This is a genomic window from Streptomyces sp. CA-243310 (assembly GCF_050936775.1).
Lineage (GTDB): Bacteria > Actinomycetota > Actinomycetes > Streptomycetales > Streptomycetaceae > Streptomyces.
On the sequence record NZ_JBNJMF010000002.1, the window covers coordinates 101,730 to 117,227 of the forward strand.

10 protein-coding genes, 3 pseudogenes and 2 riboswitches are annotated in these 15,498 nt (G+C 70.1%); of the genes and pseudogenes, 6 read left to right on the forward strand and 7 right to left on the reverse strand.

Annotation, left to right across the window (positions count from 1 at the left end; genetic code table 11):
• Position 1 precedes the first annotated feature (1 nt).
• From mmsB to ACQEVM_RS17990, 5 genes are all read right to left on the reverse strand, one after another.
• Positions 2–907 carry a 3-hydroxyisobutyrate dehydrogenase gene (gene mmsB / locus ACQEVM_RS17970; RefSeq protein WP_433080223.1) on the reverse strand — a complete coding sequence of 302 codons (906 nt, stop codon included), beginning with the start codon at positions 905–907 and terminating at the stop codon, positions 2–4.
• Positions 904–1,974, reverse strand: a complete 1,071-nt coding sequence (locus ACQEVM_RS17975; protein WP_433080225.1) for an enoyl-CoA hydratase/isomerase family protein — start codon at positions 1,972–1,974, stop codon at positions 904–906. The genes mmsB and ACQEVM_RS17975 overlap by 4 nt, the downstream gene beginning before the upstream one ends.
• Positions 1,971–3,122, reverse strand: a complete 1,152-nt coding sequence (locus ACQEVM_RS17980) for an acyl-CoA dehydrogenase family protein (RefSeq protein WP_433080227.1) — start codon at positions 3,120–3,122, stop codon at positions 1,971–1,973. The genes ACQEVM_RS17975 and ACQEVM_RS17980 overlap by 4 nt, the downstream gene beginning before the upstream one ends.
• The gene (locus ACQEVM_RS17985; RefSeq protein ID WP_433080229.1) at positions 3,119–4,618 is read right to left on the reverse strand and encodes a CoA-acylating methylmalonate-semialdehyde dehydrogenase; all 1,500 of its coding nucleotides are present in this window, start codon (positions 4,616–4,618) and stop codon (positions 3,119–3,121) included. The genes ACQEVM_RS17980 and ACQEVM_RS17985 overlap by 4 nt, the downstream gene beginning before the upstream one ends.
• 227 nt (positions 4,619–4,845) lie before the next feature.
• Positions 4,846–5,024: riboswitch (cobalamin riboswitch) on the reverse strand.
• A gap of 160 nt (positions 5,025–5,184) precedes the next feature.
• Positions 5,185–6,594, reverse strand: a complete 1,410-nt coding sequence (locus tag ACQEVM_RS17990; protein WP_433080231.1) for a short-chain fatty acyl-CoA regulator family protein — start codon at positions 6,592–6,594, stop codon at positions 5,185–5,187.
• A 389-nt stretch (positions 6,595–6,983) separates the two neighbouring features.
• Between ACQEVM_RS17990 and aceA the strand changes: the two are divergent.
• From aceA to ACQEVM_RS18015, 5 genes and pseudogenes are all read left to right on the forward strand, one after another.
• Positions 6,984–8,268: pseudogene (gene aceA, locus ACQEVM_RS17995) on the forward strand (isocitrate lyase).
• A gap of 180 nt (positions 8,269–8,448) precedes the next feature.
• Positions 8,449–10,041: a malate synthase A gene (aceB, locus tag ACQEVM_RS18000; protein WP_433080233.1), complete on the forward strand. Its 1,593-nt coding sequence runs from the start codon at positions 8,449–8,451 to the stop codon at positions 10,039–10,041.
• The gene (locus ACQEVM_RS18005; protein WP_433080235.1) at positions 10,038–10,907 is read left to right on the forward strand and encodes a 3-hydroxybutyryl-CoA dehydrogenase; all 870 of its coding nucleotides are present in this window, start codon (positions 10,038–10,040) and stop codon (positions 10,905–10,907) included. The genes aceB and ACQEVM_RS18005 overlap by 4 nt, the downstream gene beginning before the upstream one ends.
• A gap of 259 nt (positions 10,908–11,166) precedes the next feature.
• A riboswitch (cobalamin riboswitch) is annotated at positions 11,167–11,240 on the forward strand.
• A 173-nt stretch (positions 11,241–11,413) separates the two neighbouring features.
• Positions 11,414–11,893 (forward strand): DUF4430 domain-containing protein, encoded by a 480-nt coding sequence (locus ACQEVM_RS18010; RefSeq protein WP_433080237.1) that lies wholly within the window; start codon positions 11,414–11,416, stop codon positions 11,891–11,893.
• Between the two features lie 88 nt (positions 11,894–11,981).
• Positions 11,982–12,838 (forward strand): annotated as a pseudogene (locus ACQEVM_RS18015) (helix-turn-helix domain-containing protein); the annotation flags it as partial.
• A 49-nt stretch (positions 12,839–12,887) separates the two neighbouring features.
• Here the strand turns inward: ACQEVM_RS18015 and ACQEVM_RS18020 are convergent.
• Positions 12,888–13,457, reverse strand: a complete 570-nt coding sequence (locus tag ACQEVM_RS18020) for a histidine phosphatase family protein (RefSeq protein WP_433080239.1) — start codon at positions 13,455–13,457, stop codon at positions 12,888–12,890.
• A gap of 174 nt (positions 13,458–13,631) precedes the next feature.
• Positions 13,632–14,036, reverse strand: coding sequence for a type II toxin-antitoxin system PemK/MazF family toxin (locus ACQEVM_RS18025; RefSeq protein WP_433080241.1), 405 nt, complete (start codon positions 14,034–14,036; stop codon positions 13,632–13,634).
• Positions 14,037–14,202: 166 nt separating this feature from the next.
• Here ACQEVM_RS18025 and ACQEVM_RS18030 point away from each other — a divergent pair.
• Positions 14,203–15,484: pseudogene (locus ACQEVM_RS18030) on the forward strand (IS701 family transposase).
• Positions 15,485–15,498: the final 14 nt, after the last annotated feature.

Sequence of the window (15,498 nt, forward strand, 5' to 3'; positions counted from 1 at the left end):
CTCATCCGTTCTGTGCTGCGGTGGCACCGCGCAGGGCGTTGACGATGGCGGAGAAGTCCTGTTCCGCTCCGGTGCCTTCGGCGAAGGCCGCGTACATCTCGGCGGCGCGCAGACCGAGTCCGGCGTCGATGCCTCCCGCGCGCAGGGCATTGGCCGCCAGTCCGAGGTCCTTGGCCATGAGCGGGGCGGCGAACCCGGGCCGGTAGTCGCGGTTTGCGGGGCTGGCCGGGACCGGGCCGGGGACGGGACAGTTGGTGGTGAGTGCCCAGCACTGCCCGGAGGCGGTGGACGCGACGTCGTACAGCGCCTGGTGGGACAGGCCCAGGCTCTCGCCGAGCACGAAGGCCTCACTGACGGCGATCATCGAGATGCCCAGGATCATGTTGTTGCAGATCTTCGCGGCCTGTCCGGCACCCGCGCCCCCGCAGTGCACGGTCTTCTTGCCCATCGCCGCGAGCAGCGGTTCGGCCTCGGCGAACTCGGCGTCGCCGCCGCCGGCCATGAAGGTGAGGGTGGCCGCCTCGGCGCCCATCACGCCGCCCGAGACGGGTGCGTCGAGCGCCCGGTGTCCGGCGGCCACGGCCAGTTCATGTGCGGCGCGGGCGTCGGCGACGTCGATGGTCGAGCAGTCGACGAACAGGGTTCCGGCCTTCGCGGTCGCCAGCAGCCCCTCGTCCCGGTAGAGAGCCAGGACGTGTCGGCCGGCGGGCAGCATGGTGATCACCACGTCCGCTCCGGCTGCCGCCTTCGCCGCGGAGTCCGCGATCTCCACCCCGGCCGAAGAGGCGGCTGCCAGCGCGTCGGGGACGAGATCGAACCCGAGGACGCGGTGTCCCGCGGCGACGAGGTTGGCGGCCATCGGGCCACCCATGTGGCCGAGGCCGATGAAGCCGATGACGGTGGTCACCAGGGCACCTCCTGGAACGAGTCGGTTGCGGCGAGGGCCAGTTCGCGGTCATCGCCGAGCGGGGCGAAGTAGCGGTCCGTGTCGGCCTCCGTCACTTCGGAGAGGCGGGCGGGCCTCCAGTGCGGGTTGCGGTCCTTGTCGATGACCTGGGCGCGGATGCCCTCGACGAGGTCGGGCGAGGACAGGGCCGCGCAGGAGATCCGGTACTCCTGCTCCAGGACCCTTTCCAGCGGGCCGAGTGCGCGGGCCCGGCGCAGGGCGGCCAGGGTCACCTTCAGCGCGGTGGGCGATTTGGCGGCCAGGGTGGCCGCGGCCTCCTTCGCCGCCGGAATGCCACTGGCGAGGAGTCGGGCCGTGATCTCCTCCACCGTGTCGGCGGCGTAGCAGTGGTCGATCCACTCCCGGTGGGCCGCGAGTTCACCCGCCGGGGCCGGGCTCACGTGCGCGGCGAGCGCGTCGTGCACGGGCACCCGGGTGAGGTCCGCGACCAGCGCTCCGAGCCGTTCGGAGGCCACGAAGTGGTCGGCGAGGCCGCACAGCAGCGCGTCGGCCGCACCGATGGGCGCACCCGTCAGGGCCAGATGGGTGCCGAGCTCTCCGGGTGCGAGCGCGAGGAGGTAGGTGCCGCCGACGTCGGGGACGAAACCGATGCCGGTCTCCGGCATCGCGACCCGGGAGCGTTCGGTGACGATTCGGACCGAGCCGTGGGCCGAGATGCCGACGCCGCCCCCCATGACGATGCCGTCCATGAGGGCCACATAGGGCTTCGGGTAGCGGGCGATCAGGGCATTGAGCCGGTACTCGTCGCGCCAGAAGTCCGCCGAGGCGGTGCCGCCGGTGCGGGCGTCCTCGTAGATGGCGCGGATGTCGCCGCCCGCGCAGAGTCCCCGCTCCCCCGCTCCGGAGATCACGACCGTTTCCACGGTGGGGTCATCGCGCCAGTCGGTCAGGGCCTCCTCGATCCGCAGCACCATGGCGTGGTTGAGCGCGTTGAGGGCCCTGGGACGGTTGAGGACCAGGTGACCGGCACGTCCCTCGCTGTGGACGAGGACCTCTTCCTCGCTCATCGCAGGGCCTCCGTCAGGCCGCGGGCGACGATGACGCGCATGATCTCGTTGGTCCCTTCCAGGATCTGGTGCACACGGAGATCGCGGACGATCTTCTCGATGCCGTATTCACTCAGGTAGCCGTAACCGCCGTGGAGCTGGAGCGCCTCGTTGGCGACGGCGAAGCCCGTGTCGGTGGCGAACCGCTTGGCCATCGCACACAGTTCCGCCGCCTTCGGATCACCGGCATCGAGGGCCTCGGCGGCCGTACGGAGCAGGGCGCGGGCGGCGGCCAGCTCGGTGGCCATGTCCGCGAGCCGGAACTGCAGCGCCTGGGCGTCCAGCAGCCGGGTACCGAAGGCTTCCCGGTTGGCGAGGTAGGACAGGCTGCGGTCCAGGGCGCTCTGGGCGCCGCCCAGGGAGCAGGCGGCGATGCCGAGGCGGCCGCCGTTGAGGCCGTTCATGGCGATGCGGAAGCCGTCACCCTCCGCGCCGAGCCGCCGGTCGGCGGGCAGCCGCACCCCGTCGAGGATCACCTGCCGGGTGGGCTGGGCGTTCCAGCCCATCTTCGCCTCGTTGGCACCGAAGGAGACCCGCGGGTCGTCCCGTTCGACGACGAACGCCGAGATGCCCCGGGGGCCCGCCTCGCCGGTCCGGGCCATGACGATGTACACGCCCGCGGCGCCGGCGCCGGAGATGAACTGCTTGACGCCGGTCAGGACGTAGTGGTCCCCGTCCCGCTCGGCGCGGGTGCGCAGGGCGCCGGCGTCGGAGCCGGCTCCCGGCTCGGTCAGGCAGTAGCTGCCCAGCGTGTCGGCCGTGCACAGGCCGGGCAGCCGGCGCCGGCGCTGTCCGTCGTCCCCGAAGCGGTCGATCATCCAGGCGACCATGTTGTGGATGGACAGGTATCCGGCGATGGAGGGGCAGCCGGTGGCGAGGGTCTCCAGGATCAGGACGCCGTCGCTGCGGCTGAGGCCGCTGCCGCCGTGCTCCTCGCGTGCGTAGATCCCGCCGAGCCCGAGGGCAGCGGCCCGCCGGATCACCTCGACGGGGAAGTGCTTGTCGCGGTCCCATGCGACGGCGTGCGGCGCGAGGTGCTCCTGGGCGAAGTCGAGGGTGACCTCGGCGAGGGCGAGCTGGTCCTCGGTGAGGGTGGTCATGGCGCTCATCCCATCGTCGGGATGGTGAAGCTCGCGCCCTCCTTGGCCCCGGAGGGCCAGCGCGAGGTGACGGTCTTGGTGCGGGTGTGGAAGCGGATGGAGTCGGGGCCGTGCTGGTTGAGGTCTCCGAAGCCCGAGCGCTTCCAGCCGCCGAAGGTGTGGTACGCCACGGGGACGGGGATGGGCACGTTGACGCCGACCATGCCGGCGCCCACCCGTCGGGTGAAGTCGCGGGCGGTGTCCCCGTCGCGGGTGAAGATGGCGACGCCGTTGCCGTAGGGGTGCTCGGTGGGCAGGCGCAGGGCCTCCTCGTAGTCGGCGGCCCGTACGACGGACAGCACCGGGCCGAAGATCTCTTCGCGGTAGATCCGCATCTTCGGGGTGACGCGGTCGAAGAGGGTGGCTCCGGTGAAGTAGCCGTTCTCGTGCCCGGGGAGCTTGAAACCCCTTCCGTCGACGGCGAGTTCGGCGCCTTCGTTGACGCCGATGTCCACGTAGCGCCGGACGCGGTCGAGGGCGTCCTGGCTGACCAGGGGGCCGAAGTCGGCGTCCGGGTCGTCGGAGGTGCCGATGCGCAGGGTGGCGATCCGCTCCTTCAACTTGGCGACCAGCGCGTTCGCGGTCTCCTCCCCCACGGGGACGGCGACGGCGATGGCCATGCAGCGCTCGCCGGCCGAGCCGTAGCCCGCCCCGATCAGTGCCTCCACGGCCTGGTCGAGGTCGGCGTCCGGCATCACGATCATGTGGTTCTTGGCGCCGCCGAAGCACTGGGCGCGCTTGCCGTGGGCGGCGGCGGTGGCGTAGATGTGCGCGGCGATCGGGGTGGAGCCGACGAAGCCGAGGGCTTGGACGCGCGGGTCCTCCAGCAGGGTGTCGACGGCTTCCTTGCCGCCGTTGACCACGTTGAGGACGCCGGGCGGCAGGCCCGCCTCCAGGAACAGTTCGGCGAGCCGCAGCGGGACGGAGGGGTCCCGTTCGGAGGGCTTGAGGATGAAGGCGTTCCCGCAGGCCAGGGCAGGGGCCGCCTGCCACAGCGGGATCATCGCGGGGAAGTTGAAGGGGGTGATGCCGGCGACCACGCCCAGCGGAGCGCGCAGGGAATGTACGTCGATGCCGGTGCCGGCGTTGTCGGTGAACTCGCCCTTGAGGAGGTGCGGGATGCCGGCGGCGAACTCGACCACCTCCAGTCCGCGCTGGAGGTCACCGTGGGCGTCGGCGACCGTCTTGCCGTGCTCGGACGACAACAGCCGGGCCAGCGCGTCACGTTCACCTTCGACGAGCTGAAGGAAGCGCAACATGACGCGGGCACGGCGCTGTGGGTTCCACTGGCCCCACTCCTGCTGGGCCTCCTCGGCGTTGGCGATCGCCGCCTCGGTGTCGGCGCGGCCGGCCAGGGGGACCCTGGCCTGGACCGCTCCGGTGTTGGGGTCGTACACGTCGGCGAAGAGCCCGGACGTGCCGGTGGTGTGCTTTCCGCCGATGAAGTGGGTGAGCTCGCGGACCATCGAAGCCTGCTCTCGTCAGGTGAGGATCCGAGGAAGGCGCGGCGCAGTCGCGGTACGGCACCGATCGAGGTGCGCACCGCGGGATCGACCGCGGGACAGGGGAGGGTGGGGCGCCCTCGTCGAGTCACGAACGCGGGGACAGGGCCGCGCTGTTCGGGTACTCCGCCGGATCACCTGGGCCGTGGTCACGTACCGGTGCCATGCGTGTCTGCTCCATCCTCGTGGACAACACGGAACACCCCACGGCCGGTATCCTGACTCCTGGATCAACGCACGCTCTTCGACCTTCCCGACGGATGGATTCCGTCAGTGGCCTGACCTGCTGAAGAGCGCACTTCCCAGTCACAGTGGCGGGACCGCGCCGGATTCACACCGGCTTCCCTGCACCGCGGGCTTTCCACGAACATATAGTTGGACGTCCTAGTAAGTCCACCCCCTGCTGCGGCGCGGACGTGCGAAAGAGCCCGCGGACCGGGGCCGACGGTCGAGAAATGCGGATCGTTTCGCTCCTGCCCGCGGCCACCGGCATCGGCGCTCAGGCGGTCCCGCCTGTCCCCCGAACGGTCCTACTTCGGGCGATCAGCGACCTGGTAGGGGATGAAGGTGCTGGTGTTCTCGTCCACGGCCAGCGGGCGCCCGAGCGGCGGGACGGCCCGCTGGGGGCAGTCGAGGCGTTCGCAGAGGCGGCAGCCCATGCCGATGGGGGTGGCGGCCGCGGTGTTGTCCAGGTCGAGCCCGTCGGAGTAGACGAGCCGGGAGGCGTGCCGGATCTCGCAGCCCAGGCCGATGGCGAAGGTCTTGCCGGGCTGGCCCCAACCGCCGCGGTGGCGGGTGACGGCGCGGGCGGTCCACAAGTACCGCTGCCCGTCGGGCATGGCGGCGACCTGGACGTGGATGCGGCCGGGAGCGGTGAAGGCCTCGTACACGTTCCAGAGTGGGCAGGTGCCGCCGGCACGGGAGAAGTGGAATCCGGTCGCGGACTGCCGCTTGGACATGTTGCCCGCCCGGTCCACCCGGACGAACGAGAAGGGAACCCCACGCAGCCTGGGGCGTTGGAGGGTGCTGAGCCGGTGGCAGACCGTCTCGTAGCCCAGGCCGAACCGGTCGGTGAGCCGCTCGATGTCGTAGCGGAACTCCTCGGCGGCCGTGTGGAACGCCTGGTACGGGAGGATCAGCGCGGCGGCGAAGTAGTTGGCGATGCCGATCCGGGCCAGCCCGTGCGCCGTGGAGCCGGCCGCGAAGTCCTCCGCGGCCAGCCGGTCCAGTTCGTCGGCGTGCTCCAGCAGCGCGAGCTGGGTGGCCATTCGGAACGCCTGCTGCCCCGGCCTCAGCCCCGCTGACATGTGCAGCACGCGGGCGGAGTCGTCGTAGTGGTGGAGTTTCTCCGAGTCCGTGGCCACCCGCACGCCGTGGTGGTCGGCCAGGCGCGTCGACAGTACCCGGACGACCTCCCCGGGCCGGATGCGAAGGGTGCGAGCCAAATCCTCGGCGGCGAGATCGATGTCGTGGAGGTAGTTCTGGCGGCGGTAGAAGAACTCCCGGATCTCCTCGTGCGGAGAGCGCGGGCCACCGGCTCCCGGCGGCCCTTCCCGGTCGTCATCGGCGCCGGCCAGCCGTTCGGCGAGGAGTTGGCTGCGCCGCCCGAGGTCGAGGAGCACCTGGGCGACGGCGGGCATCCGGGACGCCAGCTCGGCCAGGTCCGAGGCGGACACCCGGGCCTCGGCGACCTCGCCGGCCAGCGCCTCGCGCAGGTCCGCGACCAGGCGGCTCGCGTCCCGCTCCGAGAAGAAGCCCGGGTCGACCCCGAAGGCCTCGGTCAGCCGCAGCAGGACGGGCACCGTCAGCGGGCGGGAGTCGTGCTCCATCTGGTTCAGGTAGCTGGGCGAAATGGCGAGGACCCGAGCCAGATCCGCCTGGCTCATCCGGCGCTCCTCGCGCAGCCGCCGCAGCCGCGCGCCCGCGTACGTCTTGCTCACCGCGTCGTCTCCCTCGTCTCCGGGACCTGACTCACCCTACGTGTACATCCGAGCCTCGAAGTCTTCGCAGACTTGGCAATCCGGCGCGAAAAGATTCGCAGAACTTGGCAGACGTCCCTCATTGATGGCACTGGGTGTCGCTGAGAGAGTCGTCCTGCGGCCCGCCGGAACAGGCGGCAGCGACAGAACCCTCCGGGCCCGATTCACGCCCTGATGTCGGATGTTCGGCAGGTTCTGGCGAGTGGTTCGGCAACATTGCTCAGCTCGTTCCACACCGGTACGGCGGGCCGCGACCCATCTATATGGCACCTGGTGCCATTCCTTCGCACTCATGACGGGTGCGGAGGTGCCACCCAGACATTCAGCTACTCATGGAGACGGTGACGGTCATGGCAGACACGACGAACACGGCGGCAGCGGCCCTCGCCGAACGCTGGGCGACGGACCCCCGGTGGGCGGGCATCGAGCGCACCTACTCGGCCGAGGACGTGGTGCGGCTCTCCGGAAGTGTCCGCGAGGAGGCCACCCTGGCCCGGCGAGGAGCCGAACGCCTGTGGCGTCATCTCCACGAGCAGGACTACATCCACGCCCTGGGCGCGCTGACCGGCGGCCAGGCCGTCCAGCAGGTGCGCGCCGGCCTCCAGGCGATCTACCTCTCGGGCTGGCAGGTCGCGGCCGACGCGAACCAGGCCGGACACACCTACCCGGACCAGAGCCTCTACCCGGTCAACTCGGTTCCCCAGGTGGTCCGTCGCATCAACAACGCCCTGCTGCGCGCCGACCAGATCGCCACAGCCGAGGACGGCACGGACACCACTGACTGGCTCGCGCCGATCGTCGCCGACGCCGAGGCCGGCTTCGGCGGCCCGCTCAACGCGTTCGAACTGACCAAGGCGATGATCGCGGCGGGTGCGGCCGGCATCCACTACGAGGACCAACTGGCCTCGGAGAAGAAGTGCGGGCATCTGGGCGGCAAGGTCCTCGTCCCGACCGCGCAGCACGTCCGCACCCTGAACGCGGCCCGCCTGGCCGCCGACATCGCCGACACCCCGACCCTGATCATCGCCCGTACGGACGCCCTCGCCGCGACCCTCCTGACCAGCGACGTCGACGAGCGCGACGCCGAGTTCTGCACCGGCGAGCGCACCGCCGAGGGCTTTCTACCACGTCCAGAACGGCATGGCCCCCGTCATCGCCCGCGGCCTGGCCTACGCCCCGTACGCCGACCTGATCTGGGTCGAGACCGGCACACCGGACCTGGCCCAGGCCCGCGAGTTCGCCGAGGCCATCCACGCCCGGTACCCCGACCAGATGCTGGCCTACAACTGCTCGCCCTCCTTCAACTGGAAGGCGGCCTTGGACGACGACCAGATCGCCAAGTTCCAGCGCGAACTCGGCGCGATGGGATACCGCTTCCAGTTCATCACCCTGGCCGGCTTCCACTCCCTCAACCACGGCATGTTCGACCTCGCCCGCGGCTACGCCGAGCACGGCATGACCGCCTACGTCGACCTCCAGGAGCGCGAGTTCGCCGCCCAGGCGCAGGGGTTCACCGCGGTCAAGCACCAGCGCGAGGTCGGCACCGGCTACTTCGACCTGGTCTCCACCGCCGTCAACCCGACCTCCTCCACCACCGCGCTCTCCGGCTCCACCGAGGAAGAGCAGTTCCACTAGGACCTGACCGTTCCGGGCCGTCGACCGCCCGGAACGCCCGACGCACCACCTCGCCGTAGGGCCCGGGGTGCCCGAGTACACGCAGTACCCGGGCGCCCCGCCGGCACCGTCACCCCGCGCTCCCCGAAGGCCGGAGGAACCACCTCCGTCCGGCCCTCCCCTCTCCTGGAGGAGACCCGCATGTCCATCCACGCACCGACCCGCCGCGTCGAGGTCCTCGGGACACCGGGCGACCGCCACGACGAGATCCTCACCCCCGAAGCCCTGGACTTCATCGCCCGACTCGACGACGCGTTCGCCGGCCGCCGCCTGGAGATCATCAAGGAGCGCATCCGCCGCTCGGCCCACCTGGCCGGCGGCACCCCCCTCGGCTTCCCCCTCGCCACCCGCGCCATCCGACAGGACCCCGAGTGGAGAGTCGCACCGCCGGCGCCGGGCCTCACCGACCGTCGGGTCGAGATCACCGGCCCGCCGGACCGCCGAATGGCGGTCAATGCCCTCAACTCCGGGGCCCGCGTGTGGATGGCCGACCTCGAAGACGCCACCTCCCCGACCTGGGGCAACGTCATCGGCGGCCAGCTGACCCTGCTCGACGTGATCGAGCGGCGCATCGACTTCACCACCCCCGAGGGCAAGGAGTACCGCCTCGGCGCGGATCTCGCGACCATCATGGTCCGACCGCGCGGATGGCATCTCCTCGAAGAGCACCTGGAGATCGACGGCCGGCCCGTGTCCGCCTCGCTCGTCGACTTCGGCCTGTACTTCTTCCACTGCGCCCAGCGGCAGATCGACGCCGGGTACGGCCCGTACTTCTACCTCCCCAAGCTGGAGAACCGGTACGAGGCGCGTCTGTGGAACGACATCTTCGTGTTCGCCCAGGAGCTGCTCGGCATCCCGCGCGGCACCGTGCGCGCCACGGTCCTCATCGAGACGATCACCGCCGCGTTCGAGATGGAGGAGATCCTCTACGAGCTGCGCGAGCACGGCGCCGGGCTCAACGCCGGCCGCTGGGACTACCTGTTCAGCCTGATCAAGACCTTTGGCCACCGCACCGACTTCCAGCTCCCCGACCGGGCAGCCGTCACCATGACCGCACCCTTCATGCGGGCCTACACCGAACTCCTCGTCCGCACCTGCCACAAGCGGGGCGCCCACGCCATCGGCGGCATGGCCGCCCACGTCCCCAGCAGGGACGCGGAGGCCAACACCGCAGCTCTGGCGAAGGTGCGCCTCGACAAGGAGCGGGAGGCCGAGGACGGCTTCGACGGCTCCTGGGTCGCCCACCCTGGCCTCGTCCCCGTCTGCTGCGAGGTCTTCGACAACGTTCTCGGTGAGCGACCGAACCAGGTGGAGCGCACCCGCGAGGACGTCGAAGTCGACGCCGCCGGCCTGCTGGCGGTCCGCCGGATCGCCGCTCCGCCGACCTCCGAGGGCATCCGCTCCAACGTCGCCGTGGCCCTGCGCTACTTCGACGCCTGGCTCCGCGGCCGCGGCGCCGTCGCCCTGAACGGGCTGATGGAGGACGCCGCGACCGCCGAGATCGCCCGCGTCCAGATCTGGCAGTGGCTGCGCCACGACCGAGTGGAGCGCTCCACCGTCCTCACCCTCCTCGACGCAGAGTGCGAGGCGCTGGCGGAGGAGGATCCGCAGGCCCTGGTCACCGAGGCCCGCGAGGTCTTCGTGGACACCGCGCTCACCCCGCGCCTGCCCGCCTTCTTCACCCCCGAGGCCTACACCCGCCACCTCGTCCGCCGGACGGAGACCTCCGCATGAGCACCCCGATCCGCCGCGTCGGCATCGTAGGCGGCGGCCAGATGGGCGCCGGGATCGCCGAGGTCTGCGCCCGCGCCGGACTCGACACCGTCGTCGCCGAGTCCGACGCCGACCGTGCCCGCGCCGCCCGGGAACGCGTCGCCTTCTCCCTGGAACGCGCTGTCCAACGCGGCAAGCTCGACCGGGGCTCCGCCGAGGACGCACAGGCTCGGATGGTCTTCACGGGGGACCTCGACGACCTCGCCGACCGGCAGTTGGTCATCGAGGCCGTGGTCGAGAACGCCGACGTGAAGACCGGGATCTTCACCGCCCTCGACAAGATCGTGGAAGACCCGGAAGCGATCCTCGCGTCCAACACCTCCGCCATCCCGATCATGCGCCTGGGCATGGCCACCGGCCGCGCCGACCGCGTACTGGGCCTGCACTTCTTCAACCCGGTCCCGGTCCTGCCCCTGGTCGAGATCGTCTCCTCGCTCCACACCACGCCGGGCACCGTCGAAACGATGGAGTCCTTCGTCCGGGACACCCTCGGCAAGACCGCGATCCGCTCCCAGGACCGGTCCGGGTTCGTCGTCAACGCCCTGCTGATCCCCTACGTGTTGTCGGCGATCCGGATGGCCGAGTCGGGCTATGCCAGTGCCGCGGACATCGACGCCGGGATGGTACTCGGCTGCGCCCATCCCATGGGCCCGCTGAAGCTGGCCGACCTCATCGGTCTCGACACCGTCGCGGCCATCGCCGAATCCCTCTACGACGAGTTCAAGGAACCCCTCTACGCCCCGCCCCCGCTGCTCCAGCGGATGGTCCAGGCAGGCCTGCTGGGCCGTAAGAGCGGCCGGGGGTTCCACCTGTACGACCGGGGCTGAGGGGCCCCGGTTCGCCGCCCGGGCCGAGGGTCCCGGCAGCTGAGGAGGAGCGGGGCGTGACGAGTGGTGTCGTCACGCCCCGCTCCGGCGTGCCCTGCTCCGGCGTGCCCTGCTCCGACGTGCCCTGCTCCGCTCCGTCGAACTTCGCGCCCGGCCACCTGAATCGGCATTCGCTTCCGAGCGCCCCTCCTCAGGCCGTACGATGCGTTCTGCTCCGGCCCCCACGGCCTGAGCCCACAACCGAATGCATGCACGACTGGGGGAAGCCGGTGGGAATCCGGCGCTGACCTGCAACCGTGAACGGCGCCTGGTATGCCGTGAGTCGGAGAACCCGGGGTGCGATGTGCACCGCTTCTCACTGTCACGGTCTGCAGTACGAAGCCCCAGCCTGGCTCGGCACTCCCGTGCGTCCTGCCAAGGGACGCCGTTGCGGGGTATGCGCGGGTGCGGGTCGGCGGGTTCGCGTCAGCAGACCCGAAGATCCCACCAGGAAGGCACCCACCTCCATGCGCCAGTCCCTCGCCCGCCGCTCCGCGATCACCACGGTCGCCCTGGCTCTCGCCACCGCCCCCGCCGCCGTGGCGCAGGCCAAACCGAACACCAACAAGGCCGTCAGGGTGACCGTCACCGTCCAGGGCCCCGACGGGCTGCTGTTCAAGGGCAAGGTCAACACCAAGGGCCACGACGTCACCACGGCCACCGGAGGCACCCACAAGTGCGACGGCACCAACGGCGGCGCGAACCCGTCGAAGGTCCCCACCCCTACCGCCGCCCTAGACGACGCCGCCCACAAGAAGGGCTTCACCTGGGACGGCACCTGGTACGCGTCCTTCGACGACTTCTCCATCGACACGATCAAGAACGTGAGCGGTGGCGGTGCCGCCTACTGGAGCATCGCCGTCAACGGCACTCCCACCCCGGTCGGCGGCTGCCAGTTCAAGATAAGCGCCGGTGACCAGGTGAACTTCACCTGGACGGCTTTCTAGTGCCGTATCAGGCAACGTCTGCCCTGTTGTGATGTGACGCGCCGTCCCGGTGCTGTGCCGGGCGGCGCGTGGCCGTCGCCCCGTCCGGGTGGCAGAACGAGTACGTGTACGCGAGATCGACGATGCCGAAGGCAGACGGCTGCTTCGGATCATCCGCCGGGGAACCGGGTCGGTAGTGACCTGGCGGCGGGCCCAGATGGTCCTGTTGTCCGCCCAGGGCATGACGGTGGCGAGAATTGCCGAGGTGACGTTCACCAGCGCGGACCGGGGCCGGGATGTGATCCACAACTTCAACGCCGACGGCTTCGACTCCCTGTATCCGAAGTACAAGGGCGGTCGGCCCAGGACGTTCACCCTGCCCGAGCGGCGCGAGATCAAGAAGATCGCGAAGTCCAAGCCGACTGAACACGGCCTGCCCTTTTCGACCTGGAGCCTGACCAAGCCGGCGGACTTCCTGGTCGCCGAGGGGGTGGTCGACGACATCAGCCACGAGGGCCTGCGCATCCTGCTCCGCACGGCGGAGTACGGCACCTGTTCGCCGCCCTGGACCTGGCCAAGGACAAGCTCTACGGCCACATCAAGCCGGTCAAGAAGCGCACCCAGTCCCTGGAGTTCTGCCGCCACCTGCGAACCCTCTACCCGCCCGAGGTCCGTATCGCGATCCTCTGTGACAACTCCTCCCCGCACCTGACCACGAAGAGGTGCCGGCGGGTTGGCACCCGGGCCGCGGCGAACAACGTCGAGATCGCCTACACCCCTACGAACAGCTCCTGGCTCAACCGCATGGAAGCCCGGTTCACCGCCCTGCGGTACTTCACCCTCGATGGCACCGACCACGTCAGCCACAAGGAGCAGGGGAGCATGATCCGCCGCTACATCATCTGGCGAGATCGCCACGCCGAAGACCGGCGCCCACGCTCCGTCGTCGACAGGGCCAACGTCGCCTCATGGCACGGCAGTAGCTACCGCTTGGACGGGATACGGGCAGCCGCCATTACGGCACGTTCCACCCGAGCACGACTGGCAGCTCGTGCTCGTAACCCAGCGTGTTGATCGTCCCCGGATGCGGGTGCCCGAACTGCCGCGCGGCCGACGCGTCGAGCCCGAGCCAGCGCGCGGTGAGTATGCGTGACAGGTGACCGTGCGCAACGACGGCCACATCGCCCTTGTCCAGCAGCGGCCGGACCCGGCCGAGGAAAGCGTCGACCCGCACCGTCACGTGCCCGAGGTCCTCGCCGGCGTCGACGCCGTCGCGCCACAGCTCCCAGCCGGGCTTGAGCTCCTGGATTTGCTCGGCGGTCAGCCCCTCGTAGCGGCCGTAGTCCCACTCGATCAGGTCGGTGTCGGGCTCCGCGCCGCTCAGCCCCGCCAGTTCGGCGGTCCGTACGGCGCGAGTCAGCGGGCTGCTGTAGACGGCGACGAACTCCCGTTCGACCAGCCGAGGTGCGAGCGCACGCGCCGCGTCCTGCCCCGCCTCGGTCAGCGGCAGGTCGGTGCGGCCAGCATGCTGGCCGGTCCGGCTCCATGCGGTCTCGCCGTGCCTGATCAGCACCAATTCGCCCATGGCTGAGGACCATATCTCACATCGAACACAGGCGAACGTTGCCTGATACGGCACTAGTACTCCAGCCGTAGATCGTGATTTCGGTGGTGAGGGGCGCTGAGGTGGCAGGTGGCCGGCGTCGATCATCTCGCCCGATATCGCCCACGCCGTCGCGGACGTCGGCTCCTTCTCCGTCTACCCGAGTTCACCGAGACGGAGGGCATCCCTTATCTCGCTGAGCTTCGCGGTCGTGGCCGGGGTCCGCTCCTGCGCTTGTTCAGCGAGTCGGAGGGCGTCGTCAATCTCGCTGAGCTTCACCGAGGACAGGACGGCCGCCCGCTCTATCAGGTCGTCCCGGGACACAGTGGTCAGCCACGTGCACGGGGCGAAGCCTGGACGCGGGAACGCGAGCCGCAGCACGCCTTCGAACGGCAGTCCTTCACCGGCGCCGACCGTCACTTCGATGCCCAGACCGCTGATGTCGACGCCCACCGGAGCGACGACCTGCATCACCCGGATCCCGGACGTGTCGTCTCCCGACAGCAGTACGACCAACCTCCGCTCGTCGAACTGGACCCACCAGACTTCGCCACGTTGCACAAGTCCTCCAGACACATGACGGCAGGCAGACGCTGCGCGACCCTGACGCGCTGTGGAGACGGGTGCGGCCACCGTTGATCATCGGTGTGTGAAGACTGAAGATCATGCGGTGGCCGCAGGTCACAGCGTAGACCCTGCCCGCCGGCAGGAGGCGTTCGAGGGCCTGATGGCCCGGATCACGGGCCGGTTCGCACGGGTCGAACCCCGACGTCGAGTCGGGCGGTTGATGCTCGGGCTGCTGTCGGACCTGCCGCGCAAAAAACTGCTGGACCATCGCAGAGTGGGCCGGAGACAGCACCCCGGACGGCATGCAGCACCTGCTCGGGCGGGCCAAGTGGGACGCCGACCAGGTCCGCGACGACGTGCGGGCCCACGTGGTGGAGCATCTGCGGGACGACCAGGCGGTTCTGGTGGTCGACGAGACCGGCGACGTGAAGAAGGGCATCGACACCGTCGGTGTCCAGCGCCAGTACACCGGCACCGCGGGCAGGATCGAGAACGCGCGGGTCGCCGTCTATCTCGTCTACGCCGGCCGCCGCGGACACGCCGCGGTAGACCGGGAACTGTACGTTCCGCGTTCCTGGACCTCGGACCCCGACCGCTGCCGGGCCGCCGGACTCGGTGACAAGACCGAATTCGCGACCAAACCGCAGCTTGCCGCCCGCATGGTCACCCGATTCCTGGACGCCGGCCACCGGGCCGCCTGGCTCGCGGGAGACGAGGTCTACGGCGGCAACCCGACGCTACGCGCCCCGCTGGAAGAACGCGGCACCGGCTACGTCCTCGCGGTGGCCTGCTCGCACGAAGTCACCACAGGCGCCGGGAAGTTCCGCGCGGACACGCTGGCCAGGAAGGTGCCCAAGAGGGCTTGACAGAAGCTGTCCGCAGGGAGCGGAGCCAAGGGCCACCGCTTCTACGACTGGGCCGTCATCGACCTCACCGACCCCCGGCCCGGGAGCCGGCAGTTGCTGATCCGCCGCAACCGCAGCACCGGCGAACTCGCTTACTACCGCTGCTACTCGCCGGCCGCCGCAGTGCCGCTAACCACCCTGGTGCGCGTCGCTGGATCAAGGTGGCGGGTCGAGGAGTTTTTGCAGTCCGGCAAGGGCCTGGCGGCCTTGGACGAGCACCAGGTCCGCCGCTACCCGTCCTGGTCCCGCTGGGTCACCCTGGCCATGCTCGCGCACGCCTTCCTCGCCGTCGTCCGCGCGAACGAACACGACCGCGATCCCGCACCAGACGCCCTCATACCGCTCACCTGCAACGAGATCCAACGGCTGTTCATCACGCTCGCCATCCGGCCCGCCTTTGACTTCGTTTCCCACCGTAGTGCCCGCCTGACCGTCTTCGGTAGGCAGCTGCCGCTACGAACGCGAGCGGCCCGGCGAACTCATCCACGTGGACGACAAGACTGCTCTGACGTTCCAGGTATCGCCATGAGCGCGTAGTGTCCGTGTGCTGA

Excerpts from the sequence above, each read along its gene's own strand:
- ACQEVM_RS17975 (WP_433080225.1), bottom strand. The coding sequence starts at position 1,974 with ATGAGCGAGGAAGAGGTCCTCGTCCACAGCGAGGGACGTGCCGGTCAC.
- ACQEVM_RS18010 (WP_433080237.1), top strand. The coding sequence starts at position 11,414 with ATGCGCCAGTCCCTCGCCCGCCGCTCCGCGATCACCACGGTCGCCCTG.
- ACQEVM_RS17980 (WP_433080227.1), bottom strand. The coding sequence starts at position 3,122 with ATGAGCGCCATGACCACCCTCACCGAGGACCAGCTCGCCCTCGCCGAG.
- ACQEVM_RS18020 (WP_433080239.1), bottom strand. The coding sequence starts at position 13,457 with ATGGGCGAATTGGTGCTGATCAGGCACGGCGAGACCGCATGGAGCCGG.
- ACQEVM_RS18005 (WP_433080235.1), top strand. The coding sequence starts at position 10,038 with ATGAGCACCCCGATCCGCCGCGTCGGCATCGTAGGCGGCGGCCAGATG.
- ACQEVM_RS17985 (WP_433080229.1), bottom strand. The coding sequence starts at position 4,618 with ATGGTCCGCGAGCTCACCCACTTCATCGGCGGAAAGCACACCACCGGC.
- aceB (WP_433080233.1), top strand. The coding sequence starts at position 8,449 with ATGTCCATCCACGCACCGACCCGCCGCGTCGAGGTCCTCGGGACACCG.